The sequence below is a fragment of the Streptomyces sp. NPDC059917 genome (genome assembly GCF_042730635.1).
Classification (GTDB): domain Bacteria; phylum Actinomycetota; class Actinomycetes; order Streptomycetales; family Streptomycetaceae; genus Streptomyces.
On the sequence record NZ_JBHWLC010000031.1, the window covers coordinates 63,285 to 88,823 of the forward strand.

Consider the following 25,539-nt stretch of genomic DNA (forward strand, 5'->3'; position numbering starts at 1 on the left):
CTCCCCGGTGGATGCGTGATGGGGGTTCCGGGCGGGAACCGCGGGGTCTTCCCGTGGTTCCCGCCCGGAGTGGGTGGGTCAGCTGGTCTTGCGGCCGCGCCGCAGGCGGTAGCCGCCCGCGGCGAGGAGGAGGGTGCCGAGGCCGCCGAGGGCCGCCGCGTTCTTCGTGCCGGAGCGCTCGGGTGCGTTCGGGCCGCTGTTGACGGACTTGGTGTGCGGGAGGGCCAGGTACGGGAACGAGGCGCCGAAGGGCACTTCGTTGGCGTTGACCTTGTCGCCGTCGGCGAGGGCGGGGATCAGCTGGCCGCTCTGGGCGGCGCCTTCGACGGCCTGGAGGGAGATGTCGATGACGTCGTCGGTCAGGCGGCGGCCGTTGGGGAAGCCCGCGAGGTCACCGGCGAGGACGCCGTAGCGGTTGGGATTGGCGGTCGGGGGCACCGCCATGTTCAGGCGCAGCTCCTCCGCGGGGACGATGTCGCGGCGCTTGGCGTCCTTGTTGAGGCTGTGGGCGTTGAGGTCCGCCTTGATCGGTCCGCAGGCCTTGCAGATGCCGGTCAGGTAGATCTCGAAGAGGTCCTTGCGCGGGGTCGCGGGCGCGGGGATGCCGTAGACCTGCTGGATCAGCTTGGGCAGGATCGGGTCGAGGACCTTGTCCACGACCGGCTGGACGGTGCGGTCCTGGTCGGGGTTCAGGGTGTTGAAGGCGTCCTTGTACTTCAGCGGGACGACGACCTCGTTCACCAGGGGGTTGCCCAGGCGCGAGACCTGCTTCCACTTGTCGTGGTGCGCGGTGCGCGAGTCGGAGACCTGCACGCCCTCGCGGTCGGTGGTCGACCAGATACCGACGACCGGGTTGCGGCCCGGGTTCCCCCTCAGCGCCAGGTCCTTCTTGGGGATCTGCAGGGCGACGGAGTTGACGTTGTAGCCGGCGAGGGTGTCCTGGCCGCGCTCGGAGAGGTTGCCGCCGTAGAGGAGGTCGAAGACGCGCAGGTCGGCGAAGAAGGGGTCCTCGGCCTGACCGGCGAAGGTCTTGCCGCCGCCGGGCAGGTTGCGGACGGCCTGGTTGCGCAGGGCGGCGTAGTTCGGCATGGACGCGGGGCCGACGCGGGAGGGGGCCGCGGGCACGTTGGAGAGGAGGACCTTGCTCTCGTCGCCGTGGGAGAGCACGAGGTCGTAGACCTGGCGGAAGTTGAGGTCCGGGTCGGTCAGGGAGGTGACCTGCCCGGTGTTGTAGAGGAACTGGTTGGCCGCGTCGCGGACCTGGTTGTGGAAGCGCCAGGTGTAGGTGGTGTCGGAGACGCCGTCGCCGTCGTTGTCGATCTTGATGTTGTAGCGGAGGTCCTCGCCGAACGCGTAGAAGTTCGGACCGCCGTTGGGCTCTTCGAACGGGATCCAGTTCGCCAGCAGCGTGACCGATTCGGGCTTGTCGGGGCTGGTGAAGGCGTACACGTCGGTGTTGTCCGCGCGGGGGTCGCCCGCGATGAGCGGGGCCTCGCGGTGGCTGGAGGCGGCGCTGACCCCGGGGGCCAGCGTCAGGACCGCGAGGCCCGTCGCGAGCGCACCGGCGCCCAGGACGAGGAGGGACTGGTCGAGCACACGACGCGAACGGGGCCGTGTGGAGATGGGCTTCAAAGCTGATCCTCTCGACTGCGACCCCCTGCCCGCCGTACACACCGGCACGGCCGGACAGGGGTCATTCAGGTGGGGAGTGAGGGGGTGACCACTCGGTCGGACAAAGCGTCCATGAGGCATCAGCAGCAGCAAGGCCCGCCGACCCCGCGCAGCGCCTTTGCGCTCAGACCGGGCAGACGGAAGGAAAGCACGTCTCCGACACGACACGTGACGGATTCTCCGTGGGCGTCTCAAGAGCATCACGCGGCCATCGACGCAAAGTGCCTGACCACAGCCGTTCGACGGGAAAATGAGGACGGAATTAATTGCCGCAACACGCCGACCGGACGCTAGGCCGATCAGGGGGCGAACTGTTATTGCAACCCTCTCGCAACAAGCCTCTTGCTGATACCCAGAGGTGAGCAGTCACAGCTCACAGGCCATATCGAGACGCTCCGGCATGCCACACAAAGCCTGCGGCCCAAAAGACCTAAGAGACCTAAGAGACCTAAGGGGCCCAAGGAACCCAGGGGACCTGAAGAGCCAACCCAGCCCGATACATCCCGACTCACCACGCTTCCCGTTCAGGTCTTGAAATCAAGAAAGAATTCCGAGAGGAACGATTCTTCACGCAGGTAAAGAGAGATCACGCGACTCCTTCCGCCAATTTCACTGCACATCACCAACATGTAGATGACTACGACTGGCCAATCTCCCTTGTTCCGCCTCTTGGTCTGGAGGGCAACTGGGGCGGCCCGTCTGAAATTGAGGGGAATGCAGATGCGCACCGGCCACACGGTCGGCCGGTGCGATCCGGGTTATGCGCCTCAGCTGTTGACGCAGGTGGTGCCGAAGGCGGGGTTGAGCAGACCGATGACGCTGACGCTGTTGCCGCACGCGTTGATCGGGATGTGGATGGGGATCTGGATCACGTTCCCCGACAGCACGCCCGGCGAGCCGATCGCCGCGCCGGAGGCTCCGGCATCGGCGGACGCGGCGGCAGCGCCGCCGACAACGGTGATGACTGCCGCGAGCGTGAGACCTGCACTCTTCAGAACACGGGACATGGGTGGCTCTCCTTGTTGGTTCAGCAGCGCGTGAGCGCCGGCGGCCCTGCGTCGGGCCCGCAATGCCGTCTTCGTTGGGCACCGCAGCGAGGTTTGGCCCGGACCGTCCTGTTCCCTCGAAGGAGTGGCGACCGCACCCGTGTGGCCGAGCGCCCTGTTCACGTGGGGCGGAGGCGGCGCGGCGGATGGCCGCGGGGATCGAGAGCGACGCGGGGGCGAGGACGGCCAGAGCCAGGAACGCCCAGCTGTACAGTGCGGCCGACTCGCCGTCGTTCTGCATCGGGAAGAGACCCTGGGGCTGATGTTCGGTGAAGTAGGCGTACGCCATGGCGCCGGAGCACAGCAGGGCGGCGGGCCGGGTGATCAACCCCGTGGCGACGAAGGTGCCACCACCGATTTCGATCAGCCCCGCCCACCAGTACGGCCACTGGCCCACCGGCACCGGACCGCCGTCGAAGAAGCCGAAGAGCTCGGCGGCGCCGTGGCAGGCCAGGAGGAACCCGGTGGCGATGCGGAACAGGCCCAGCAGGTGCTCGGCGCCGAGACGCGGAAGACATCGCATGGTTGCTTCCCGGGGTCAGCGGACGGCGAGGGTGCCGGACATGAACTGGTGGATGTCTCAGAGGTAGGAGTACCTGCCGCGGGTGGGGGGGCGGTGAAGGTGGCACTGCGGCCTGCTTCGATCGTTCCGGTGCCGAAGCGGGCCCGTCCGGTACCGGTGATCGTGTGCGGGGTGCTGTCCTTGTTGACGACGGTGACCACGGTCCCGGGCCTGACGGTGAGGGAACCCGGGCTGAATCCGAAGTCCTTGATCGCGATCCGCGCCGCGGATGCCGCCGAGGCCGCAGATGCCGTGTGGACGGGCGCGAACTGGGCTCCGGTGGCGGAGGCCAGTCCCAGGGCACAGAGCACCTCGCGGGACACCACGCCGGGTTCGTGACGACCAGCCCCGCGGATCGCCCCATTCACCTGAATCAGGTACATGGGTGGGCTTATGCGACAGAAATGAAGAACATCGCCCAGTCCCCCAACCGAGGCGGCAACGACAGCGCCCCATCGCCGAGCCTCCGCAGCACCACCGGGGCAATGTCCCCTCGTCTGCAGACTGGCGGACTGGCGGAGCAGCGGGAGGATCTCGGCGACGGGCGACGGGCGGGTGGCCGGTCGCGCTGCATCAGCGCGACCGCCTTCGCTTACGGGCAGTGGATCACCACGGGCTCGGGGTTCGCGTGTTGCGGTCGCCTACGCCGCTCCGGCGCACGCCTGCGCCTCGTCCAGGTAGCGCGCCACTGGGCCCAGGGTCAGCATTCCGCTGGCGGCGCCGGCGTGTTCGGCACGGGCATCGCGCAGGGCGGCCTCGGCGCGTGCGGCGATTCCGCGCTCGCCGAGGCGTACGGCGGCGCGGGCGGTCAGGCACCACATGGCTTCCTGCATGTGGTCACGCGGTGGTTCGGGCACCGCGGCGAGGGTGGCACGGGCCTCTTCGACTCGGTCCTGGGCGAGCAGCACGAGGGGCCGCGTCCACGGCCTGTACGGGCCCCAGTCGAGCTGCGGGTCAGTGGGCGCGGGCCGGTCGTGCAGCAGGCGCAGGCCGAGTAGGGCGAGCGGGAACAGGCCCCGGTGCAGCCCCGGCATTCCGGCCGTCTGGAGGGCGCTCTCGGCAGCGCGGTAGTGCGCTGCTGCCGTGGCGGCGGTCGGTCCGCCCGGTTCGGTGCTGCGGGCGGCCGTGGCCCGGGCCCTGAACCACCTGGTGAGGACGGGGACGAGGGGTGCTTCGCTGGTGGCGGCGAGCTGGTCGGCCGCATCGGCATGCGAGGTTGCGGCGTCGAGGTCGCCGAGGGCCGAGGCGGATTGCAGGCGGACGAGTCGGCCGAGTACGGCGAAGTTCGGCAGCTCGTGCCGGGTGGCCAGGTCGAGGATCTCGGCGCCGATCCCGTCTCTTGCCGCCGCGAGCCCGGGGCGGGTGAAGGACTGCAGGAACACCCCGTTGAGGGCGAAGACCAGCAGGGCGGGATCGGCCAGGTCGCGCGCCAGTGCCTCGGCCTGCAGCGCCGCCTGCCGCGTATGCTTCAGCTGTGTCCCGGACAGATCGGCGCTGCGGCTCTCGACGGCGATCGTGGCCAGGAGGCGGGCGCGCAGGTCGGCGGGACCGTGGGCGCCGAGCGCGGTGAGCGTGCGCTCGGCAGCCTCGACGACGGCACGGGATTGCTCAGGATGGTCGGCCCGGCTCCAGATGGCGGGCACGTCATAGGCACCGATGACCCGGGCGGTCAGGGAGAGGTCTCCCGTGCGCTGCGCCGCCTGGACGGCGGCGAGGCGGTCGCGCCGCGAGTGGACGAGGGCGTCGCCGCCCGCGAGTGCGAGGGTGCGGGCCAGATCCACGGTGGTGCGCGGGCCGAGACGAACGCCAGGGCCGGTCCACCCGGTACGTGCTCCTTCGGGGGGCACGGCCCCGCCCAGGATGTCCGTCTCCAGGCGCTGGAGATCGGCACCGGGGTCGAGTCCGAGTTGGTCGACGAGCATCGTGCGGGCGCGGCGGAGGGTGGCGAGCGCGTCGGCCTGGCGGCCCGCGCGGTACAGCGCGCGGGCAAGGAGCCCCCAGGCCGGCTCGCGCCACGGGTGTTCGGCGACATGGGCACCCAGTTCGGCGACGAGGCCGGCCCCTTCCCCGGAGTCGAGGAGGATGCGGGCGCGCAGTTCCGTCCCCTCCAGCCTCAGCTCCTCCAGGCGGGTCCGCTCGCGCTGTGCCCATGGGGAGCCGATCACATCGGCGTAGGCGGCTCCACGCCAGTGCGCGAGTACGGTGCCGAGGTCGGTCACCGCGTCGGGGTTGTGGCGTGCTCGGGCCAGGGTGTCCTGGAACTGATGGACGTCCACGTCCTCTCGTGGCAGGCGCAGCGCGTAGCCGGGCCCTTCGGTGAGGATGACGCGCGGCGGATGGCGGGGCGGTCGGTCGGGTTCGAGGGAGCGGCGTAGCGCGGCGACGAAGGTACGCAAGGCTCCGACGGCGCGGGCGGGCGGATCGGTCCACAGGTCATTGACGAGGGTGTCGGTGGTGACCATCTGGCCCTCGGCGGCGACGAGTCGGGCGAGTACCTCACGATGGCGGGGTCCGCCCAGGTCGACCGGGCTGCCGTCGTCGTGGAGGGCCCGAACCACACCGAGCACGTCGATTCGCATGCCCCATCCTCCGTGCCAGGGGCCGGCTGCGCCACACCGTACTGATCGGCTGCTGATCGCCGTCGCCCAAGCTGATCCGGTCCGGTCCCCGACCCGAAGGGGTGGTCCTCATGACGCTCACCATTCCCGGTTTCAATCACCTCCGCCTGCCCGGTGCGGGCGGTGTGGAACTGGCCGCAGCCGTCGGCGGCAGCGGCACCCCGGTCGTGCTGTTGCACGGTTTTCCCCAGACCCACCTGATGTGGCGACACGTCGCCGAGCGGCTCGCCGACGAGCACACGGTGATCTGTCCTGACCTGCGGGGCTACGGCGCCAGCGACAAGCCGGCGGCGACCGACCCCGATGTGTACGCCAAGCGCACCATGGCCGCCGATGCCGTGACTCTGGCGGCGGCGCTCGGCCACGAGCGCTTTGCCCTCGTCGGTCACGACCGAGGCGCTCTGGTCGCCTTCCGGGCGGGGCTGGACCACCCCGAGACCATCACGCACCTGGGCATCCTCGACATCGTGCCCACGCTCGACATGTGGAACGTCCTGCGCGGTGCCTCGGCGGCGGTCGGCTACCACCTCTTCCTGATGGCGCAGCCTCCGGGCCTGCCGGAGACGATGATCGCAGGCAGTGCGGACGCGTTCTTCGGCTCGTTCCTCGACGCCTGGGCCAACGACCCGAGCGCCGTGCCGGAGGATGTGCGTGCCGAGTACCTGCGGGCGAGCGCCGCAGCGGTGCCATCGATCGTCGCGGACTACCGGGCCTCGGCGGGCATCGACGTCACGCACGACCAGGCGGACCTGGACGCCGGGTCGCAACTGTCCATGCCCGTGACGGTCGTCCAGCAGGACTGGGGCGCGCAGCTGGGCTATGACGCTGCTGCGGTATGGAAGGCGTGGGCGCCGGACCTGGACCACCGGCTGACTCGAGCCGGGCACTTCATGGCCGAGGAAGCACCCGAGGAGATCGCCGAGGCGATCCAGGACCTGCTGGCCCGCTGACCCACCTGTTCCCGCCTCAGGGACGCACGGGCAACCGGGCCGTGCTGCGGCTCCTTCCCGGCCTACTGCACACCGCACGCCTCCGCTGCGGCACCCGAGCTGTGAGCCCGGGCCTTCGGATGGCCAGTTCGGTATGACGAAATATGTTCTTCTTTGCCAACTTGGTTCGTGTTGAACTGAATTGGCCGTCTGGACCCAACGAGGCCGTCACAGAGAAGGAAGCCCATCACGGTCGCCCGGAAACGGATGCCACTCCGCCGCTCGAAGGCTTGCTGTTGCTGCTCACCACCTTGCGGGAGTGATGTTGAGATCGATAACCCACACCTTCGGGATCTTGTTCACCAGCGTGCTGATGATCAGCGGCGTACTGGCCGGATTCCCCGCATCAGCCGCGCCGGCCACGGCGGTCCGGTGGGCGGCATGTCCAGAGGACGCCACCGCGGAGTGCGGGAGCCTACGCCTGCCAGTCGACTACGAGAACCCGGCGGCGGGAACCTTCGATCTCGCGGTGGCCCGCCGCAAGGCGACGGAGCCGGCCAAGCGGATCGGGGTTCTACTGGTCAACCCCGGCGGACCGGGCGGTTCCGGAGTGGACTACGCACTGCGCACGAACCTGTTCGGCCCCGACATCTACGCCCGCTTCGACATCGTCGGCTGGGATCCCCGCGGTGTGTCCCGCAGCCAGCCGGTGATGTGCTCCACCGAACTGCTGGACCACCCGGCATCGATCTTCCCGGTCAATCAGGCCGAGTTCGACGCTCTGCGAGCGTACAACCGCACGTTGCTCGACGACTGCCGCCGACGCACCGGACCGCTCGCCGAGCACGTCGACACCGCTTCGACGGCCCAGGACATGGACCGGATCAGGCGTGCGCTCGGCGAGAACCAGATCAACTATTTCGCCGCGTCCTACGGGACGCTGATGGGCCAGCAATACGCGGAACGATACGGCGACAAGATCCGCACCATGGTGCTGGACAGCAACATGGACCACAGCCTGGGCGTCTGGGACTACGCCGGTACCGAGTCCGCCGCCGTGGAGGCCACCTTCACCGAATGGGTGCGGTGGTGCGGCAGGACACCCTCCTGCACTCTGCACGGTAAGGACGTCATCCAACTGTGGCGGGACGTGCTGGCCAGGGCTGACCGCGGCGAACTCACCGATCCGGACCATCCGGGTGCGACCCTGCGAGCGCAGGACATCATCAACACCGCGTCGTACCAACTGTATCGGCCAGTCGAATACGCGTCGCTGGCAGCCTACGTGCTCCAACTCGATGAGCAGCCCAAGAGCCGCCCCGTCAGGCCGCGGACTCCGGCGGCCACGGAGAGCAACAGCGTCTACCAGGCGGCAGTCTGTTCAGACTGGAACTTCCCGGTCCGCACCTTCGCCGAGTACCAGGCGTTGGAGGCCAGGGAGCGCGCGCTGGCTCCCCTCATGCGCGGTGGCACAGTCGGCCACACCGACATCACCGCGTGCGTCGGTGTGCACGATCCCGTCAAGAACCCCCAGCACCCGCTGAAGATCCGCAACGCGCCGCGGATTCTGATGCTCGACGCGCTCTATGACCCGTCAACGCCGTACGCCTGGACGGTCAACGCGCATCAGCAGTCGAAGGACACCACCACCCTGCTGACGTACGACGGTTGGGGCCATTCCTCTTACGATCGCAGCGGCAGCCCGTGCGTCCGAGCCGCGGTCGACAGCTACCTGACGACGCGGGTGGCCCCGGCACCGGACAGTCATTGCGCGGCCGTCGACCCGCCCGGCGCCGCCACGGCGGCAGCGCTGGAGAATAGAACAGGTGCCGCTACGCTTCACGCCCGGTGAGCCAAAGCGACTCGGATCCGGATCATCGAATCCTGCCTCGGCCAGTTGCGACCGCCACCACACGCTCGGGAGAACAAGCTATGGCCGACGAGGACGTTGAGCAGACCGAACCGCGGGGTCACGCCCCGGGGGTCTGGTGGGCGGAGCTCAGTACCTGGGGGGCCGTCGCAACGATCATCTTCGGGGGCGCCGCGGCAGTGTGGGTCTCTTTCAGGCTGCCCGGCACCCCGCAGAACCTGGCTTCCGGCTACTACGGGGCCGCCAAGGTCGTCGCCATCGGCCTTGTGACTGTGGGATGCACCCTGTTGGGCCGCCGTCGCGCCCGGACCTCAGCCACCGAAGAGACGAACGGACGCAAACGCGTCTGAGCTTGTCGTTTAACCCCAGGCTGCTTCGGGCGGATCAATCGATCCAGATCAGGATCGCGTCGCCGGCGGATGCGGCGCTCTGGAAGAAGTCTGTCAGGGGAGTGAAGAGGTCGCTGGCCCACTCCAGTGAGGCAGGCGAGTCCCAGATCTGGGGGTAGACCTCGGCCTTGGTGAGTTCGGAAGGGTCGACACCCTTGATTAGCTGGTCATAGGTCGTCCGACGAAGGGTGTCGGCGGCCAGCTGTACTCGCTCTGGGGTCAGATACTGCGGCGGTCCATAACCCCAGTGATCGGTGGCGAGGGGTTCCTCGCCGTGGACGACGTCGACGGGGAAGGTCGAGCGTTGCAGGAGGAACCCGAGCAGGTGCCATGTCTGGTGTGTGGTGAAGTGCCGCGCCTCGGCCGGTGCAGGCTGACCCGGCGAGTCCTGAATCTCCTCGACGAGACCCCACGCCCACTCGGGATCCTTCAGGGCCCGGTCCAGTTCGGCAGGCGTGACGCGCAGGTACTCCCCGTTCATACTCATGGGCGGCAGCATACGGAGCGCGTCCGACAGTGGCGTCGATCGACCCCGGACCGGTACTCACTCTGTACGACGGGGCTTGGTGCCCTTCTTGTGGTGAGCGGGCCGGGTGTATGCCTCGCCAGTGGCAAGCACTCGCCCGACGTCGTGGCGGGGTGCCGGTTGCTGGTTCTTCGAGCCGGGCGGCCGCCCCGGACCCGGGCGGGAAGGTTTTGGTGCACCGGCTGGCGAGCCGGTCTTCGCACGTAGGTTCCTGAACCCCCTGCGGACCCTGGCTGGCGTGAGCTTGTTCGGTTCGGCCGGTCTTTCCCAGGGCCGACGAAGGTCGTGTGCCAGCGGGCGGGCGAGCCGGAGCTGAGCATGGGCCGCGACGACGATCCAGGTCCAGCGGTCGGCTGCATCCGAGCTGCGGAGCCGTGGTCGGGTCCAACCAAGGGTCTGCTTGAGCAGCCGGAATGTGTGCTCCAAGTCGAAACGCCGGAGGAAGGATTGCCAGCAGCGGTTCACGTCATCTGGGGTGGTGCCGGTCCCGGACCACCACAGCCAGACCGGCTTGTTCACCCCTCCACTGGGCAGTTTCTCAACCCTCAGCCGGATCACGGTGCCCGCGATGATGGGTAACGGACCCTCGTGGTCGATCCACGCCGCCCGCCGGGTCAGCCGCGGGTGGAGCCGGTCCCAAGCCTGCGCGGTCGCCGTCCCGTACCGAGTGGTGCTGGTCTGGGTCACCGCGGTGACCTCACCCCAGGTGGCCGGATCACCAAAGACGAACTGACCGCCGTGCTTGGGCGGCCGACCACCCTGCGGCGGGCAGATCCACGGCACCGGGACAGCCTTGCGCATCACCCGGTCCGAGCGCATCCGTCCCAAAATCTCGACGGGGAGGTCGGCCAGGAGGTGGGCAATGCGGGGTGCGTCGTAGCCGGCGTCCAGCACGACCAGGACGGCCGGGTCACCGGACCGCCACTGCCCGGCCTCCACCAGGCGCTCGACGACGTCCCGAACCTGAACGGCGGTGGCTGCGGCGAGATCGGCGCCAGGCTCCAACCGGATCGCGTCGAGGAGTGCGGTCCAAGACGTGCGGCCGGTTTCCAGCGCGGCGACGATCGAGTACGGCCAACCGGGCACCATCTGGTGCTTGCCCAAGCCCCGGCCAAACGTGTGGCAGAACGACCGGTCCGAGGAGGTGCTGGCGTCTGGCCGCAGCCACGGGGAGACGTCCACTGCCAACACCAGCCGACCATCGGAGGCCCGGGGCAACGGCAGGTCGACCAGTGTCCGCCGCAACCGGGCGACGTCGATCCGGCCCCGGTTGATCCCGGCATACAGGGCCCCGTGCCCACGCCGGTGTTCAGGCGCGAGCGCCAAGTCCACGAGAGTGCGAACCGGCCCATCGGTGCACAGCAGCGCGTCGCACAGCTCGAACAGCATGTCGGCACGTGAGGCCAGGCACGCATACAGCTCCGCCCGGAACTCCGACACCTTCTCAAACGCTTCGCGTTGGACGCTGAGCTCGACCAGTCCCACAATCCCGGCTTCCGTGCGTCGTTGACTACTGAGCACAGGTTCAGCCTCCGGCCTCGCACCCGTCCGGTGAACAGGGAAAACACCGACCAAGTACGAGCCTCGTTCGACATCCGGGGTTAAGCGACAAGCTGAGTACTTGTTTCCGATCCGGTGATTTGGCTGCTCTGACAGCCTGATCTGGTGGGGTGTCTTCTGCCGCTGGCCGGGTTGGTGAGTGTCGGTGCCACGGTCGCTTGCAAGCACGCCAGGCCCTCGGCCGGTCCCGGGGAGGGCTGACCACCAAAGTCCATCTCGCCGTGGAGAGTCGGGGCCTGCCGTTGTCGATCGTACTCACGCCCGGCAACGTCAACGACGCCACCGCTTTCGGGGAAGTTCTCGACGGGATCCGCGTCCCTCGTGCTGCCGCGGGTCGCCCACGCACAACGCCAGAGCGGGTACTGGGCGACAAGGCGTATTCGAGCCGGGCGATCCGCCACCTGCTGCGGCGCCGGGGCATCGCCGTCACGATCCCCGAGCGCCGTGACCAGGAAGCCAACCGCCGACGCCGGGGGCGTCTCGGCGGCCGACCACCAGCCTTCGACAAGGAGATCTACCGCTACCGCAACGTGGTGGAGCGATGCTTCGCCCGCCTCAACCAGTTCCGCGCGGTCGCCACACGCTTCGGCAAACTCGCCGACCGCTACCGCACGGGAATCGTCCTGGCCTCCCTGGTCCTCTGGCTCCGCGAACCAGCCAGGTGACTATCCGTCGGTCCCGCCTGAGCCGGTGCAACGGGCCAGATGGGCCCGGCACTCGTCAAGAGCCTGTGCCACGGCTCCATGCTCGTTCTCGCCCGCTGGTTCAAGGAGTTCCCCAGCATTTACGAGGGCTTCCCAAAACTCCGCAGGCTGACTGCGGATGGCACGTGGACCGCCGCGCACAAGGGAGCGGAACACGCTCGCCAGCTCGCCCATGACAAACCGGCGCGAGAGACCCAGAGCACGACCGCTCGCCACGCCGCCCATGGCACTCATCGCCGTCCGCAGGTGTTCCGCGATCAGCAGCTCCCGTTCGTCGAGCTGCTTGGCAACGTCGAACATACCTAGCGTCTCCATGAGTCCGCCATACAGCTCCTCCTCGCCCGGGAGCAACTCACTCTGCACCCGATCTGGATCACTGTGGAGGCGGCACAGCAACTCCGGCTCTGGGATTCCCCGTGCTTGACCGACGGCCAGTACCGCGTCCCACCACCACCGCGTCTGCGCAGCGAGTTCGCTGCAGACCGCGGCTGGCGTTGCCCCCGCCCCCAGTCGTTGCCGAGCCGCCATGCTCAAGGCCTCGATGACATCGGTTCCGCCGCTCGACATCGCGCTCCCTATGGCCTCGCCAGGCCGACCGCCCGACCGGGTGGCAGTCATTCTTCCGCGCGGACCGTGAAGGGGGTGACCCCGGGCGGCAAGAATTGTCAGACAGGCTGTAGCGGCCGAAACCGACACCAACGACGACACGCACCCCGCCACCGCCACCGCCGCACACGCCGTCGCCCAACGACGCGACCTTGAACCAGATCCCGAACGCGAAACGCCGCCACCCATGGCGGACTCCTCGACACAAGAAATGGAATCCACGCATTCACATGGATATGACGCGTCTCTGACTAGCAGTCACCCCACATCACGGTCCACCACCGCTACGCCGAAGAGCGCGACGACCGCCCGCCGCACCACCGTCAGGCGACCAGTCGCACGGGGGCTGTACGGTCACCGTGGCAGCAGGTAGAGCAGGCCGACGCGCTCTTCGCCACCCGGACGCCCCGCGCCGGACACAACACCTGCGGCGCCCTGACCGACTTCCGCGAGACCGCCCCGGCGACCGGGGCCGAGGAGTCCGCCCGCTGACCAAGCAGCACCACCAGGCCCCCGGCCGCCCCTCTTCCACGAGGGCGCGGCCGGGGGCCTTTTGCGTTCCCGACTCGAACTCCCGCTCAGGTCGGCCGTCGTCTCCTCCCACGGCAACGTCAGTCTTTGCCTTCTCTATGCCAAATTTCAGGATTGCTCGACTCGAAAAACTGGGCAGCCAAGACGCGGAGCGGGTTTGCAGGCCTTCCTCTTCCCCGGGAGAGGAAGGCCTCGTTGCATCTGCGGCGAGGGACAGACGGACCCCGCCGCGATGCTTCCGGCAAGATGCTCGGCGGCGGGGCCCCGGTACCACTTGGAGTGGCCCAGCTATGGATACCCGCACCACGCTCCTCCTGCTCGTAGGCGGGCTCACCGTCTACCTGGCCTTTCGCAATCCGCTCCTCGGCACCGCCATTGCGGTCGCCACAACGGTGGTGGCGGCCCTGTACGTACTGATCCAGGACAGCGACCGCAAGTAACACGCTCGGACCGGCGGCGGCGCTCCTCAAGGCGCCGCCGCTTGCGTTCGACCCCACCGCATCCGGTCGCCCCGTACAACCTTCGCCTCATGTACTCCGAGGACACCACGACCTGTTGACGTACCTCATCGCAGGGCCACCGACATCCAGTGCCAGAACCCGCTGGCGCTCTGACGGCGACGACATCTGCTCCTGACCCCTCCGAGTTCCGATCCAAAAAGGATCACTGGATAGCACTCCACATATCATCGGTACACGATCTTGGTCCGCCCGGCGGACAAACAAGACAAAGGGGGCTTGATGGTTGGGGTACGCGACGCCGATCCGCGCCCCGCAGCCGGTCGAGTACCGGCTCACTGATCCGAGCGACCTGCGGTGGATCGGCAGCGGCCTGACCCGGCCGTCGCCGGAGATGGCGGCCGAGCTGGAGAAGGACTTCCTCGACTCCATCACCGAGGCCGTCACCGACGTGCTGGAGCCCGCCGCCGCGTACGGGATGGCAGGCCACCACGGGGACGGAGAGCAAGCCCAGAGGGTCGAGTCCTCCGGCCTGATGGGGTGGGTGACGCTGCATCGGTCGGCCCGTTCGGTGGATGCGTCGCCGGGCGACCCGCACCTGCACGCGCACATCAACATCGCGCACATGGTCCGCTGCAAGGACGGGACGTGGCGTGCCCCGGGGGCCGGCGGGGAGGAACTCCACCGGTACGCCCGGCTCGTCAACGAGGTCGCCGAAGCGCGCTTCCGCGCCCGGCTGATCGAGCACTACGGCGCCCGCTTCGAGGTCTCGGAGAAGGGCGCGTGGGAACTAGTCAGGATATCGACCAGGGCCTGCGTGACGGGTTCTCCCGGCGCCACCGGCAGGTCGTCGCGGCCGTCGGCGAAGGAGCCAGCCGAGAGCAGCAGAAGAGCGCGGCCCGGCGCACCACCGAGGCGAAGGAGGACGCACCCCTCGAGCTCTCCGGCGGGGCCCAGGACAGGAGCCGGGGCACCGGGTTGGGTGAGGGCAGTTGCCAAGCGCTCGGCGAGAGCGGCCATGTCCGGGGCGGACGATGGACCGTGGGCGCCGAGCGAGTGCTGTCCGCTGTACTCAGCGAGTGCTGTCCGCTGTACTCGTCGAGTAGCTGCTCGAAGGACTTGGCGTTGGGGCCGTAGTGCTCCGGGTAGGCCCGGGCAAGCCACCAGGCGAGCTCCCGCCACTGGGCCCGCAGGCATCAGGTCTGGCGCTGGGTGGCCTCCACCCGGGTATCGGGGTCGATCCACGTACGGGCCTGCTCCTGGACCACGACCCGGCCCACGCCCGCGCCCGCGCCCACGATTCCCTTCCGACGGCTGAGGGCCGCTCTACCGGTCGTGGGCCGCCGTGGCCGCCACGGCGGCCTGGATCTCCGCGGTGAGCCGGTCCGCGCCCTCGGTGTAGCCGGTCAGCAGCAGCCGTCCGCCGTCCCGGAGCCGGATGACCAGGTGGACGTCCCAGCCCATGAGCCGGCCTAGGGCATGGTCCTGCCCACGCTCGACCACACTGCGGACCGCTGTCCAAGGCAGCACCCGGGTTTCCCCGGTCCGCCGGTAGACCAGTCCGTCCTCGCGCAGGACAAAGACCTCGCCGTGCCGCCCCAGCGTCCGCAGCCCGCTGGAGACGCCCCCGTAGAGCCCGATGAGTGCGCCGCCCCACAGCAGCCCGGCCAATTGCGCGCCACCCCCGCCCTCGGAGAAGAGGGCGATGGTCACCGGGATGGCGACGGCCGCGAAGACCAGGCCCACCAGCAGCGCGCCAATCGCGACGCGTCCACGACGGGCGTTGTCCGTCGGATGGTTACGGATGAAAGTGCCCAGAGCGCGCTCCGCCTCCGTGGCCACAGATCCCTCCCCTGGAGTCTCTTTCGCCGTTCCCTCAGTCTGTGGGACGGCCGATCGGGGGACAAGGGTGGAGCGACGCGAGCGGGAAAGCCGCTGCGTGCAGGTACCGCCCATGGCGCTCGCCCCGATCGACTCTGAGCAGACCGCTCAGTCTTCCGTACGTTGTCTGCGGGACAGGGCCGCTGCGGTGCTCCACCGATCTGATCGGCTGCAACGTCATGTGCTTTCTCGTTACTCCCCAGCGCGGCCGATGAATTTGTGGCTCCCGGGCAGTCCAAGCTCGTGACATCCAAGGAAAGGACACCGCCATGTCGGAGCTTCTCGTCGACTTCATCACCTCCCTCGACGGCCACGCATCGGGAGAGGGGTGGCCCGGGTTCTGGGGCCTCGAGGGCCCGGAGTACCTCGCATGGCTCGGCGAGCAGCCCGAGGTCACCTACCTGATGGGAGCGAACACCTACCGCCTGATGTCGGGCTTCGCCGCGGGCGAGGTTCCGAGTGGCCAGGACGAGTTCAGGCCCGAAGAAGAGGCGTCCGTCGACGAGCTCACGCGAGCGTCCAAGGTGGTGTTCTCCTCCTCACTCGAGGAGCCACTGACGTGGGCCAACTCCACGCTGGTCCGCGACGACGCCGTCGAGGCGGTCCGCGCCATGAAGTCGAGTGGCTCGGGGCTCCTCAGCACAATCGGCAGCCTCAGCCTGAGCCGCTCCCTACTGCGAGCCGGACTCGTCGACCGCTTCCGGGTCGTGATGTTCCCGGTGATCACCGGGGCCACGGGCGAAGAACGCATCTACGACGGCTATCCGGATGTTGCCCTCGAGATGATCGAGCACCGCACCTTCGACAGCCGCATCCAGCTGGTCGAGTACAAGCCCCGCGTGCTCGACCACCCGCCCCTCGGCCTCCCTGCATGACCTCGCCCCGGCGACGGTCCGGCCAGCCGCCAGGCCGCCGCCAGCGGGTGCGGTGCACGACCTAAAGGGGCCGGCCAACGCCAAGAGGCCCGGTCCACCTGACCCCGAACCGTCACAGGTCAGCCCATGTAGGCCCTCCCGGGCCGCAGCCTCCACAAAGGTCCACTTCCGGGTACGGATGCACCGCTGAACGCTTCCCTGGACAGAACCATGCGAGCTGAGCGCTCACATGGCCGATGGGGCCAACTGAAGCGCTCAGTATCGGGTTCGCTGAGAGCTGTGCATTGCGGGAGAGCATCTGACATCCGTGCACTGCAAAGTCGAAGCTCCTCCGCTCACCCCAGAGTGTCCGACCTGCCGGCAACTTGACTCCTACGTTGCCCGGGCGAGGTCAGGGTCTGCTCTGGCCTTTGATCCAGTAGACGTTGTGCCTAAACCTCTTGTGGCAGCTGATGCAGTGCCAGCGCTTCCCGGTGAAGACCCAATACAGCAAACCCTGCCAATGCAGAAAGCCCATGCGGATGCAGTGATGGGTCATGCTGATAGACGTGCACTCGACGTCCGTTGTGTAACGACCCTTGTAGCGGAGTATCGGGCCGTCGTAAGGCTCTTCGTTCATGCCCATGCCGTCCATTCCTGCTCCACTGCTACCTTCGCACGCGCGCTGCCACTGCTTCTGTGGCGCTTTCCCACACGCGCACGCTGAGTGAGTGCCGGCCACGCTGGAACACAACGACTTCCACTTGCCGTGGCGTGTCAGCCACGAGACCGCAGGTCACATCCTGCGCCAAGATCTGCTCGGGCGCCTCCTCCCACAGGTCTGGCGTTTTCTGTCCGATATCCCGACCGGCCAATCTTGAATGAGACCGATCAAGGTCCACTGAGGCAGGACACCAACGTCGAGCCCACGGGAGCGTGAAATCCACGCGGACCCCATCGCCCAAAGCTCTCAGCGGAATCCTGCGGACGGCCTGGCTTTGTTCACTGATTTCGCCGGCCTGAGCTCCACCCCAGCGGCGCGGCAGAAGCTGACGGCCGGGGCGAAGGGCGGGAAGGGGGTCCGGTGCGCAGGGTTACACCGCCTCGGTCTGATGTCCGGTTCCAGGGCGGGGCGGGCTTGTCGCTTAAGCCGCATGCGCGCGCTCACGACGCTCTCGCGGGGAACGGTCGCCCAGTAGGTGTGGTCGGTGACGGCGATCGACAGCTCCCGGATCTCGGCCCACATCCGGTCGGCCGCATCCTTTTGCTCGTCCCTCCAGCCGGGGCTGTCGGGGACGTCCCCACGGTGGGAGAACCGCTCCCCGCGCACCCAGCCGGCGAGGGGTTCCACGCTCCAGGGCAGTTCGGCCAGGCAGGTGCGGTGCTCGGCGTGAGCACGATGGAGGCGTTCCTGCAGCTGGAGGAGCTCGTCGGGGAAGGAATCGGTTTCGGTCACCCGTGGATCGTAAATCTGTTCGATTACGGAAGGGAAGTCGACGCTCCGCTCCGTCGCTCGTTCGCCAAGAAGCCTGCGGTCAAGAAGGCGGCGAAGAGGTCAGCACGCCGTAGCGCCTGACCAGCCTGAGCAGCGGCCCGCCCCCTCGTCGCGCCCGGCGGGCCAAGGGCATCAGGAGCAGGTGTCGAGCATGCCGTTCAGCTGGTCGCGCTCGGGTTCGGTGATGGCGAGCTGGTAGGTGTGCTTGATGTGCGTCCAGGCGCGGGAGTACGTGCACCAGTAGGCGCGGGACGGCGGGCTCCACTGGTCCGGGCTTCGGTCGCCCTTCGACCGGTTCGACGCCGCGGAGACCGCGAGGAGCCGCGGGCCCTGGAGGTCGCTGGCGAAGTCCTTCCGCTTGCTCGTGTCCCAGCGGTCGGCGCCGGAGCGCCAGGCGTTGGCGAGGGGGACGGTGTGGTCGATGTCGACCTGGCTTGCGGCCGTGAGCACCTTGTCGTCGTACGCGCTGGCCCAGGTCCCCACCACGGCCCGGCATTCGTCGTCGTGCACGACGTCCTGGTCGTCGCGGGCCAGCGCGACCTCGCGAGTGTCACACCGGGCGCCTTGCTGCGCCCAGTGTGGGAACTTCGCCCGGGAGTACCCGGCCATCGAATGGGGGCTTCTAGGGTCTTGATGACACGGTCGGTGGAATGGCGGTCGTGATGTGTCGGCCGGTTTGTGCGGACGGACGAGGGCTGACTACCGCCAGGGGGTTCCGCGTGGCAGGAGGCCGGTTCCGGGGGGTCGGAGCGCGCTGAGGGTGCAGCCGGTGGCCAGGACTGCGGTGGTTGCGGCCAGGGCGGGGCCGGAGCCTGGTTCGTGGAGGACCAGTGCCCAGGGCTCGGCTCCGCCGGTGGTGCGCCAGCCCGCGGCCGCGCAGACGAGGGGGAAGGCGGCGGTAAGCGGAGCGGCGACGCGGTGACCCGTCAGGGGATTGAGGATGAGCGCGATGCCGAAGTAGACAGCCGTGTTGCGGCCCACAGAGACAGTTATGCCGGAGCTGATTGTGAGATGTACGACCGCGGATATCGCGAGGACCGCTGCGGTGAGGACTGCGGCGAGGGCGGTGTCCCAGCGGTGTACGGGCCGCACCGCGGTGGCTTCCGTCGGTGATCCGGCGCGGCCCGTGCCGCTGAGCCACAGGACGGCGGGCAGTACCGTGACCAGCTGTGCCAGGACGAACTGGCCCGCCTGGCCCGTCAGTACGGGGACGGGGAGTTCGATGTTCCCGATGGCCAGCCCGGCGAGGGCCGTCAGCAGGGTGCAGGCGGTGAGGGCGGTGACGGAGCGGGAGCGGAGCCACCAGATCACCGGGCGCCCCCGGGGACGTCGAGGTGCGGGGGCTGGTCGCAGGTGGTCAGCGCCTGGCGGTTCGCCTCGTACCACGCCAGCTGTGTCTGGCGGGGCTGGTCGAGGATTTGGCGTACGAGAGCTGTCTCCTGGGGGGTGGTGCGCCCGGGGTTCGGCGGGGTCTGGGTGGCAATGGCGATGATCCAGGCCATCAGCGGGGCGCGGGCCGGGTAGGCGGGGAACTTTCCGGTGGCGCGGGCGCATGCCGGGAGCGGGGGGAGAGTTGTGCTGGCCAGGTTGGCGGCGATGTCGTCGCCGCGGGGGTTCTCGTTGATGCCGAAGACGGCAGTGTCGGTGGTGGGTGCCGCTCTCCGGTTTTGGGTGAGGGTGAGGGGTACTGGCAGCCCGGCCCCGGCCATGCGCGTGGCGTACGTGCGGGTCTGCTGGATGATCGCCGCGTCGCCGGTGACCTCTGGCCAAAGGCAGATGCGCGGCTTGCCCTTGGCGTCGCAGACCAGGTCGGAGGTGTCGCGGGCGATGACGGGTTCGTAGCCGAGCGGCTTGGCCAGGGCGACGGCTCCCCCGGTGCCCGCGGCAAGGAGGACGAGTGCGAGTGCTGCCTGGCGGGCCGACCTGTGGTGGATGAGGATCAGGGCGGCGGCACAGACCCCGCCCGCGAACAGCACCGCTGCCCACACGGCCCTCGGGTCGATGACGCTGCCGACCGAGCAGCAGCTGCTGAAGCCGCCCGCGACGAGCTGGCGCGGCCAGGCCGATTCCCAGGACGCGGGAAACGCGGTGCAGAAGAAGCCCACGAGGAGGGCGACGGGCGCGGCGGCGAGGCCGGGCAAGAGAGAGCCCAGTACGTAGCCGGCCAAGGTGGTGGCCGCGAGGAGCAGTCCCAGCGCGGCCGCCATGCCCAGGTGTGAGACAGGGGGCACGGCGCCGACGGCGCTGGCCGAGATGGCCAGAGCGATAGCCAGGCCGACCACGCCCATCAGCCAGACCGGGGCGAGGACGGGAAGGGCGATAGCCAGCGGGCCGCGGACGGGGGCCTGGTCCAGGACCCGTCCGCGCCTGAGCCGGGCCGCTTCCCACGCGGCGCTGCCGGCGCACGCGGCGGCGGCGAACGGCAGTGCCATGGAGGCTTTCCCGAGCGCGGAGGGACCGTATCCGTGGGTCACGAAGCCGGTCAGCGTGTCGTTCAACAGCAGACCGACGAACGCGGCGAGGAGTACGGCCATGACGCTGGCGGACGACGAACGCAGAAGTGTGCGGGTCAGCATCGCTCAGACCTCCTGTCCGACGAGCCGCGCGTACGCGGTTTCCGCCCGCTCCCGGTCCCCGGTCGCCTCCGGGGCGAGAGCCTGGAACTCGGCGGGGCTGCCCTGGAAACGCACCGTGCCCTGATCCAGGACGATCACCTGGTCGTAGAGCGCGGCGAGGTCTTCCGTCTGGTGGGTCGAGACGAGGACCTGGACCGTCGGGGACAGTTCTTCGACGAGGTGGCGGAACATCTTCCGCTGTTGCGGATCCAGTCCGGCCGTCGGCTCGTCCATCAAGATCAGCTCGCTCTGATGGCACAGGGCGCCCGCGATGCCGATCCGGCGCAGCTGTCCCCCGCTGACCCGGTGGCTCCGGGTGTCCGCGAGCTTCCCGAGGCCCACCCGCTCGATTGCCGCACCCGATGCCTCCCAGGCCGCACCGCGACCCATGCCCTTGAGCCAGCCCGCGTACGCGACCTGCTCCCGTACGGTCAGGCCCGGCACCGGGGTGATCTGCTGGGGTATCCACGCGACACTCTTGCGGTACGCGGCCTGCTTGCGACCTCCAGGGCGCAGCCGGTTGAACACCAGCGTCCCCGCTGTTGGGGTCAGTTGGGAGGCGGCAAGGCCCATCAGGGTGGACTTGCCCGCTCCGTTCGGTCCTAAGAGGACCGTCGCGGGCGCGGCGACGGTCAGCGAAAACCCGCTGAACACCCGTGTTTGCCTGCCGTACCGGAACGTAATGTCATCGAATACCAGAGCCATCTGAGCGACGCGCAATCCGCCGCCCTGCTCGGCGGAGCGGGCGGCATGTCGTGGGACCATGGACGGGAGGGTGTCCCGGCGCGCTGAGACCGCCGGGACACCCTCCCTGCGAGCTGGTTGTTACCAGCCGATTTTCACGTAGTCGACCGGCTGGATTCGTTGCCAGGAGCCCAGCCGGCGATGTACGTCTCCTTTGAGCCTTCGGCCTGTGCTGCGACGGCCCCGATCAGGCCGACCAGTGCGATACCGAAGATCAGGCCGGTCAAACCCTGATGACTGTTCCTCATGTTCTTCCTTTGGATCAGGCACTCCGCGCGGTCGCGGAACGCTGAGGACAGCTGAGGACAGCTGAGGCCGGGGTAGCCGCGATCCTGTTTGCATGCGGGGATTGCTGCCGGCCCCGGGCGGGTGCTGCTACCAGCCGATGGTGACCTCGTTCACCCATAGGCCCTCGCCGTCGCCCAGGCCTCGGAGGGCGAAGTAGTACTGGCCCGCATCGTCGGGATCGTTCCAGTCCACCCAGCCGCAGTAGTTGGTCCGCGATCCCTTGCTGATATCCGGGCTCCAGGACACGCCCTTGTGCAACTGCAGGGTGGCGCTGGAGAACGTGGAGTCCGTTGAGCATCCCTGGAAGCGGACGCCGGTCCAGGCAGTGTCAGAGTTCCGGTCACTCCAGCGGTTCGACTCCTTGGAGATCACCCACCCGCTGATGTACGTGGTGCGTGTCCCCTCAGCGTGCGCGGGAACGGCACCCGCCACACCCAGTACGGCCACTCCAGCCATCAGCCCCGCAAGGCGCCTAATGATCACGATTTCTCCTCTTTTTCGCGCGGAAACAGAAGAAGTGACTCCCGGGACACGTCACGGTCGGCCGGGGCCTGGGAACTGTTCACGCTGGGCCGGAACGTGGCCACGGGCTGTCCGCGCATGAGCACTGGACGCAGCGGTCGGCTAATAGCCGACCGTCAGCTTGTTCACCGACAACCGGGAACCGTTGCTAAGGCTCTCCAGCACGAAGTAGTAGCTGCCGGCGTCGTTGGGGTCGTTCCAATCGACCCACCCGCAATAGTTCGTGCGCGAGCCCTTGCTCGGGTCCGGCTGCCAGTCGACCGCCTTGCGGAGCATGAGCCCCGCCTGCTGGAAGCCGCCCGAGTTGGTCGAGCAGCCTTCGAAATAGACGCCAGTCCAGGCCCCATCGGCATTGGTGTCGTTCCAGCGACAGGGCTCGTTCGACACGGACCAGTTCGAAATATACGAGTTGAAGCTCCCCCTCGGCATGCGCCGGAGCCACCCCCGCCATACACAGCAGCGTCACACCGGCCATCAACGCATCCGCAGCACAAGACGGCGCACGGCCGGAACAGCCTCTCCTCCAGAACGGGCGCCATACAGACCACGAGGCAGTCGCCACCCTGCTGTCATACGCCGGACCCAGGTCCCCCGACACAGCCCGGCACTCGTCGTCGCGCACGACGTCCTGGCCGTCACGGGCCAGGACGACCTCACGCGTGTCACACCGCTCACCCTGCTGTGCCCGGTGCGGGCTCACGCGCCTGGGCACACGGGTCACCGCGGGATCCCGCCTCCACCGGTACTGACGGACGCTACCGAAGCACGCATACGACGAACACCCGACGCGAATGCCAGATTCCGGTTCCCTCGCGCCGGGCTATGCCCGGCGTTCTTCGTGAAGTGCGGCCACGCGCTGAGCGCTGCCTGCAGCACAAGCACCGCTCGCCGATCGAGGGTCTCGCCGCCCATTGTCCCGACGCCTAAGGGTTGTCCCGTAAATGATCTCTGAGTCGCTGGGGGTCGGGCGGTCGTGGTCGGGTCCGGCCGCCTATCCGGCGAGGGCGAGGTTGTGCGGGCGGGCGATGCCGAGCATGGCGTGGTGGACTCCATCCCCTCGGAGGCGGCAGTCGCGGAGGATCTTCCAGGTCTTCATGCGGGCGAAGACGTGCTCGACGCGGGCCCGGACCTGCTTGTGGGACTTGTTGTGCGCTCCCTTCCAGTCGATGAGGTCTTCGCCTTTGCGGCGGCGGTGGGGCATGAGGAGTCCGGTGCCCGGGTAGCCGCCGTCGGCGATCGTCCGGGTCCTGCCGGCGGCGGCTCTGGCGCCGGACTCTTGCCACGCCTTGCAGTCGTTGCGGTTCCCAGGCAGCGGCCGGCCGACCACAACGACCAGACGGGTGTCGGCGTCGATGACGACCTGGTGGTTGGTGGAGTACCGGTAGTTCTTCGACTGCGCGGCAATGGCCTGGTCGCGGGTGGGCACGAGGGTGCCGTCCACGATGAGGACAGTGTCCTTGGCGAACCGCTGGCGCGGCTGGAGCGCGAGCATCGGTCCGAGGTGGTCGATGATGCGGACGGCAGCGGACTTCGAGACACCGAACAGCGGAGCGATCTGCCGCATCGTGAGGTTTGTGTGCCAGTACGCCGCGACCAGCAGGGCCCGATCCTCCAGGGGAAGACTCCACGGCCGGCCCTTGCGGACCGTGTCAGCACCCACGCGCCGCAGCACCGTCAGCAGCTTCCCGAGCTGGCGCGGGCACAGCCCGGCGAACGGGGCTATCCAAGACGGCTCCGACGCCGTGATCACACCAGCCACGCAAAGATCATCCCAGGACCAATAGGGTGCGTTTCATTGAGCCAACGAACTAGGAGATGCATGATGCAGCAGGACGAAGCCCTGCAGATCGCCGTGGCGTTCCTCGCGCGCAGCCAGCGGGAGGACGAGCCGCCTCTTACCGTCGACGCAGAGCGAGTCCGCGAAAGTGGTCGGCTGCTGATCGTGCCCTACAACTCCGTGCAGTACCTGGCGTCGCGGAACGACATGCACATGCTGCTGGACTGCTGGCCCATCCTCGTCGACCTTGATCGCGGAGACGTACGGTTCGGGACTCTCGACGAGCGGCATCTCTGGAGGACGCCGACTACCTGATACCACTGCGGCTGTCCGCGAACACAGTTGCGGGTCATCGACGGCATTGAAGACGGCTTCATCGTGAAGATCAACTGACACTCCACTCCTGCTGGGCCTGCCGCACGGGAAAGCAGCCTGGCGGCAGGCCCGCCCGTCACATCGCCTTCGGCCAGAAATCGATCAGGTACCGCTCCACGCCATGGGCAGTGCCCTCGGCCCGCGTCACCCTTTCGGTTTCGGCCCTACCCGCGCAGCTCACGCGCACGCGCCACAGGCCGGCATGTCCCAGCCGGATCAGTTCGTCAGAACGGCCGGTTCCCCACACCGCCACATCGCCCGTCGTCGACTCGTAGTCGACCTCGGCCTGCTCGTCCCAGAGCTCATCGTCCCCGTCCGGTTCGCTATCCCAGATCCGAGCGGTCAACGCAGCGGTATGCGTGTGACCCGCACTGAACAGATCGAAGCGACGCACATGCTCTTGCAAGAAGACGCCCCACTCGAAGCCATTGGGGAAGAGCACGGGCACCACGCTGTCGTCCGATTCCTGAAACCCGAACGCCCTGAACGCAACCTCGGCGTCCAGCACTTGCTGCCCCACTAACGCGGCCATAGCTCCTCCATCACCAAGCCCACGGGCCTCGCTCGGGCCCCACCGCGACGGTAGTCCGCCGCCGGGACCAACGCCCTTCAGCGCCCCAGGCCGCCGCCGGCTCCATGTCTCCGCCACCGCCCGCGACGGCCCCCGCCCACTCGCGCCGCAGGCCCGGAGAAGCAGCAAACCGGTTTCCCAAAGAGGCCGGACCAACTTCGCCCGCAGCCGATGTGGCCTCGGCAAGCGCGTCGCCTTAAATCGGAGCCGACCAGGAACGTCACCAAATTCGACGATGAGGCCAAACAAGTTGCCGCCAATAATGCCAAATCGAAGGGTGCTGCTTGCGCGCGCCCCCCAAAGGGAAACTCCACTTACGAATGCGACGAATTCCCCTTCGCCTCAACCGGGGAGGGTGCCGGGTACGGCCCCTTTTCTGTCTGGTACGTACCCAAGGGTGCCAATTCAAGCGCGGGTGACAAGCTCGGATCCTGGTACGCAAAAGACAGGATATTGCATGGCGATGAATTTCAAGTTGGTATTGATAACCATGGAAAATTGGTGCCTGCGTCCCTGATATCCCTACATTCAGGGAAAGCCCTGGACGCCCCGAGTGCCGTTCCGGGAGCTCAGGTTCAGATGTGGGAACACTGGGGCGGATCCAACCAGAGGCTTTCATTCAACGACGACAACGAGTTGCGAGTGTTCGGGAATAGCTGCCTGGATGGAGGGGCTGTCACGCGAGGAACACGCGCGTGACAGTTCAGCCTTGCTCTGGTGCAGATTCCCAAAAATGGGTGGGCAGCATGTCGATTCTTACTTCCATCCCCTCCGTGTTCCATATGCCCTCCGGGCTTTGCCTAGATGTGTACGACAGGGGAACCACTAACGGGACTCCAGTCATCTTGTGGGACTGTAACGCTGCAAAAAATCAGAAGTGGCGCGCTTCCTAAAGTAAAACCCGGGCAGCACGCAAACCGCCCCGCGGCTACCTGTAGCCGCGGGGC

The 25,539-nt window shown here is 68.1% G+C and carries 25 protein-coding genes and 3 pseudogenes; 11 read left to right on the forward strand and 17 right to left on the reverse strand.

Annotation, left to right across the window (positions count from 1 at the left end; genetic code table 11):
• Nucleotides 1-78: 78 nt before the first annotated feature.
• The 4 genes and pseudogenes from ACFWAR_RS19660 to ACFWAR_RS19675 all read right to left on the reverse strand — a co-directional run bounded on the left by ACFWAR_RS19660 (nucleotide 79) and on the right by ACFWAR_RS19675 (nucleotide 5,858).
• Complete coding sequence (locus tag ACFWAR_RS19660; protein WP_385778771.1) at nucleotides 79-1,632, reverse strand: DUF4331 domain-containing protein; 1,554 nt, start codon at nucleotides 1,630-1,632, stop codon at nucleotides 79-81.
• An 806-nt stretch (nucleotides 1,633-2,438) separates the two neighbouring features.
• Nucleotides 2,439-2,678, reverse strand: coding sequence for a chaplin (locus ACFWAR_RS19665; RefSeq protein WP_385778773.1), 240 nt, complete (start codon nucleotides 2,676-2,678; stop codon nucleotides 2,439-2,441).
• Between the two features lie 361 nt (nucleotides 2,679-3,039).
• A pseudogene (locus ACFWAR_RS19670) lies at nucleotides 3,040-3,240 on the reverse strand (DoxX family protein); the annotation flags it as partial.
• 680 nt (nucleotides 3,241-3,920) lie between these two features.
• Nucleotides 3,921-5,858 carry a BTAD domain-containing putative transcriptional regulator gene (locus tag ACFWAR_RS19675; RefSeq protein ID WP_385778775.1) on the reverse strand — a complete coding sequence of 646 codons (1,938 nt, stop codon included), beginning with the start codon at nucleotides 5,856-5,858 and terminating at the stop codon, nucleotides 3,921-3,923.
• 110 nt (nucleotides 5,859-5,968) lie between these two features.
• On the opposite strand from ACFWAR_RS19675, the gene ACFWAR_RS19680 reads away from it, so the two are divergent.
• The 3 genes from ACFWAR_RS19680 (at nucleotide 5,969) to ACFWAR_RS19690 (ending at nucleotide 9,046) form a co-directional block, all read left to right on the forward strand.
• Entirely contained in the window at nucleotides 5,969-6,847 is an 879-nt protein-coding gene (locus tag ACFWAR_RS19680; RefSeq protein ID WP_385778777.1) for an alpha/beta hydrolase, read from the forward strand.
• Nucleotides 6,848-7,181: 334 nt separating this feature from the next.
• Entirely contained in the window at nucleotides 7,182-8,678 is a 1,497-nt protein-coding gene (locus ACFWAR_RS19685; protein WP_385778779.1) for an alpha/beta fold hydrolase, read from the forward strand.
• A gap of 80 nt (nucleotides 8,679-8,758) precedes the next feature.
• A complete protein-coding gene (locus tag ACFWAR_RS19690) occupies nucleotides 8,759-9,046 on the forward strand; it encodes a hypothetical protein (protein ID WP_385778780.1) in 288 nt (95 codons plus the stop codon).
• 34 nt (nucleotides 9,047-9,080) lie between these two features.
• Here the strand turns inward: ACFWAR_RS19690 and ACFWAR_RS19695 are convergent, their stop codons facing one another.
• Both ACFWAR_RS19695 and ACFWAR_RS19700 read right to left on the reverse strand, forming a co-directional pair.
• A complete protein-coding gene (locus ACFWAR_RS19695) occupies nucleotides 9,081-9,572 on the reverse strand; it encodes a YfbM family protein (protein WP_385778782.1) in 492 nt (163 codons plus the stop codon).
• Between the two features lie 57 nt (nucleotides 9,573-9,629).
• On the reverse strand, nucleotides 9,630-11,096 hold the full coding sequence (locus ACFWAR_RS19700) for an NF041680 family putative transposase (RefSeq protein WP_385778784.1): 1,467 nt from the start codon (nucleotides 11,094-11,096) through the stop codon (nucleotides 9,630-9,632).
• A gap of 230 nt (nucleotides 11,097-11,326) precedes the next feature.
• Between ACFWAR_RS19700 and ACFWAR_RS19705 the strand changes: the two are divergent.
• The 4 genes and pseudogenes from ACFWAR_RS19705 to ACFWAR_RS19720 form a co-directional block, all read left to right on the forward strand.
• A pseudogene (locus tag ACFWAR_RS19705) lies at nucleotides 11,327-11,836 on the forward strand (IS5 family transposase); the annotation flags it as partial.
• Between the two features lie 78 nt (nucleotides 11,837-11,914).
• Entirely contained in the window at nucleotides 11,915-12,181 is a 267-nt protein-coding gene (locus ACFWAR_RS19710; protein ID WP_385778788.1) for a hypothetical protein, read from the forward strand.
• Between the two features lie 1,121 nt (nucleotides 12,182-13,302).
• Nucleotides 13,303-13,452 carry a hypothetical protein gene (locus tag ACFWAR_RS19715; RefSeq protein ID WP_385778790.1) on the forward strand — a complete coding sequence of 50 codons (150 nt, stop codon included), beginning with the start codon at nucleotides 13,303-13,305 and terminating at the stop codon, nucleotides 13,450-13,452.
• Nucleotides 13,453-13,864: 412 nt separating this feature from the next.
• Nucleotides 13,865-14,275: pseudogene (locus ACFWAR_RS19720) on the forward strand (relaxase domain-containing protein); the annotation flags it as partial.
• Between the two features lie 521 nt (nucleotides 14,276-14,796).
• Here the strand turns inward: ACFWAR_RS19720 and ACFWAR_RS19725 are convergent.
• Complete coding sequence (locus ACFWAR_RS19725; protein WP_385778792.1) at nucleotides 14,797-15,312, reverse strand: PH domain-containing protein; 516 nt, start codon at nucleotides 15,310-15,312, stop codon at nucleotides 14,797-14,799.
• Between the two features lie 308 nt (nucleotides 15,313-15,620).
• Between ACFWAR_RS19725 and ACFWAR_RS19730 the strand changes: the two genes are divergently transcribed.
• Nucleotides 15,621-16,226, forward strand: a complete 606-nt coding sequence (locus ACFWAR_RS19730) for a dihydrofolate reductase family protein (protein ID WP_385778794.1) — start codon at nucleotides 15,621-15,623, stop codon at nucleotides 16,224-16,226.
• 949 nt (nucleotides 16,227-17,175) lie between these two features.
• On the opposite strand, the gene ACFWAR_RS19735 is transcribed toward ACFWAR_RS19730, so the two are convergent.
• From ACFWAR_RS19735 to ACFWAR_RS19775, 9 genes are all read right to left on the reverse strand, one after another.
• A complete protein-coding gene (locus ACFWAR_RS19735; RefSeq protein ID WP_385778796.1) occupies nucleotides 17,176-17,661 on the reverse strand; it encodes a hypothetical protein in 486 nt (161 codons plus the stop codon).
• Nucleotides 17,662-17,832: 171 nt separating this feature from the next.
• Nucleotides 17,833-18,309 carry a DUF1524 domain-containing protein gene (locus tag ACFWAR_RS19740; RefSeq protein WP_385778798.1) on the reverse strand — a complete coding sequence of 159 codons (477 nt, stop codon included), beginning with the start codon at nucleotides 18,307-18,309 and terminating at the stop codon, nucleotides 17,833-17,835.
• Between the two features lie 90 nt (nucleotides 18,310-18,399).
• A complete protein-coding gene (locus ACFWAR_RS19745; protein WP_385778800.1) occupies nucleotides 18,400-19,011 on the reverse strand; it encodes a hypothetical protein in 612 nt (203 codons plus the stop codon).
• Nucleotides 19,008-20,276, reverse strand: a complete 1,269-nt coding sequence (locus tag ACFWAR_RS19750; RefSeq protein ID WP_385778802.1) for a hypothetical protein — start codon at nucleotides 20,274-20,276, stop codon at nucleotides 19,008-19,010. Before ACFWAR_RS19750 ends, ACFWAR_RS19745 begins: the two co-directional genes overlap by 4 nt.
• Before the next feature lie 3 nt (nucleotides 20,277-20,279).
• Entirely contained in the window at nucleotides 20,280-20,969 is a 690-nt protein-coding gene (locus ACFWAR_RS19755) for an ATP-binding cassette domain-containing protein (RefSeq protein WP_385778804.1), read from the reverse strand.
• Between the two features lie 185 nt (nucleotides 20,970-21,154).
• Nucleotides 21,155-21,307: a hypothetical protein gene (locus ACFWAR_RS19760; protein WP_385778806.1), complete on the reverse strand. Its 153-nt coding sequence runs from the start codon at nucleotides 21,305-21,307 to the stop codon at nucleotides 21,155-21,157.
• Nucleotides 21,308-21,434: 127 nt separating this feature from the next.
• Entirely contained in the window at nucleotides 21,435-21,719 is a 285-nt protein-coding gene (locus ACFWAR_RS19765; RefSeq protein WP_385778808.1) for a hypothetical protein, read from the reverse strand.
• A 252-nt stretch (nucleotides 21,720-21,971) separates the two neighbouring features.
• Complete coding sequence (locus ACFWAR_RS19770; protein WP_385778810.1) at nucleotides 21,972-22,256, reverse strand: hypothetical protein; 285 nt, start codon at nucleotides 22,254-22,256, stop codon at nucleotides 21,972-21,974.
• 604 nt (nucleotides 22,257-22,860) lie between these two features.
• Nucleotides 22,861-23,628, reverse strand: a complete 768-nt coding sequence (locus ACFWAR_RS19775; protein WP_385778812.1) for a transposase — start codon at nucleotides 23,626-23,628, stop codon at nucleotides 22,861-22,863.
• 60 nt (nucleotides 23,629-23,688) lie between these two features.
• Between ACFWAR_RS19775 and ACFWAR_RS19780 the strand changes: the two genes are divergently transcribed.
• Complete coding sequence (locus ACFWAR_RS19780) at nucleotides 23,689-23,961, forward strand: YrhB domain-containing protein (protein WP_385778814.1); 273 nt, start codon at nucleotides 23,689-23,691, stop codon at nucleotides 23,959-23,961.
• A 136-nt stretch (nucleotides 23,962-24,097) separates the two neighbouring features.
• Here the strand turns inward: ACFWAR_RS19780 and ACFWAR_RS19785 are convergent, their stop codons facing one another.
• Nucleotides 24,098-24,553, reverse strand: a complete 456-nt coding sequence (locus ACFWAR_RS19785) for a hypothetical protein (protein ID WP_385778816.1) — start codon at nucleotides 24,551-24,553, stop codon at nucleotides 24,098-24,100.
• A 210-nt stretch (nucleotides 24,554-24,763) separates the two neighbouring features.
• On the opposite strand from ACFWAR_RS19785, the gene ACFWAR_RS19790 reads away from it, so the two are divergent.
• Together ACFWAR_RS19790 and ACFWAR_RS19795 are read left to right on the forward strand one after the other, a co-directional pair.
• A complete protein-coding gene (locus tag ACFWAR_RS19790) occupies nucleotides 24,764-25,291 on the forward strand; it encodes a NucA/NucB deoxyribonuclease domain-containing protein (protein ID WP_385778818.1) in 528 nt (175 codons plus the stop codon).
• Complete coding sequence (locus ACFWAR_RS19795) at nucleotides 25,249-25,485, forward strand: ricin-type beta-trefoil lectin domain protein (RefSeq protein WP_385778826.1); 237 nt, start codon at nucleotides 25,249-25,251, stop codon at nucleotides 25,483-25,485. Before ACFWAR_RS19790 ends, ACFWAR_RS19795 begins: the two co-directional genes overlap by 43 nt.
• The last annotated feature ends 54 nt before the right edge of the window (nucleotides 25,486-25,539 follow it).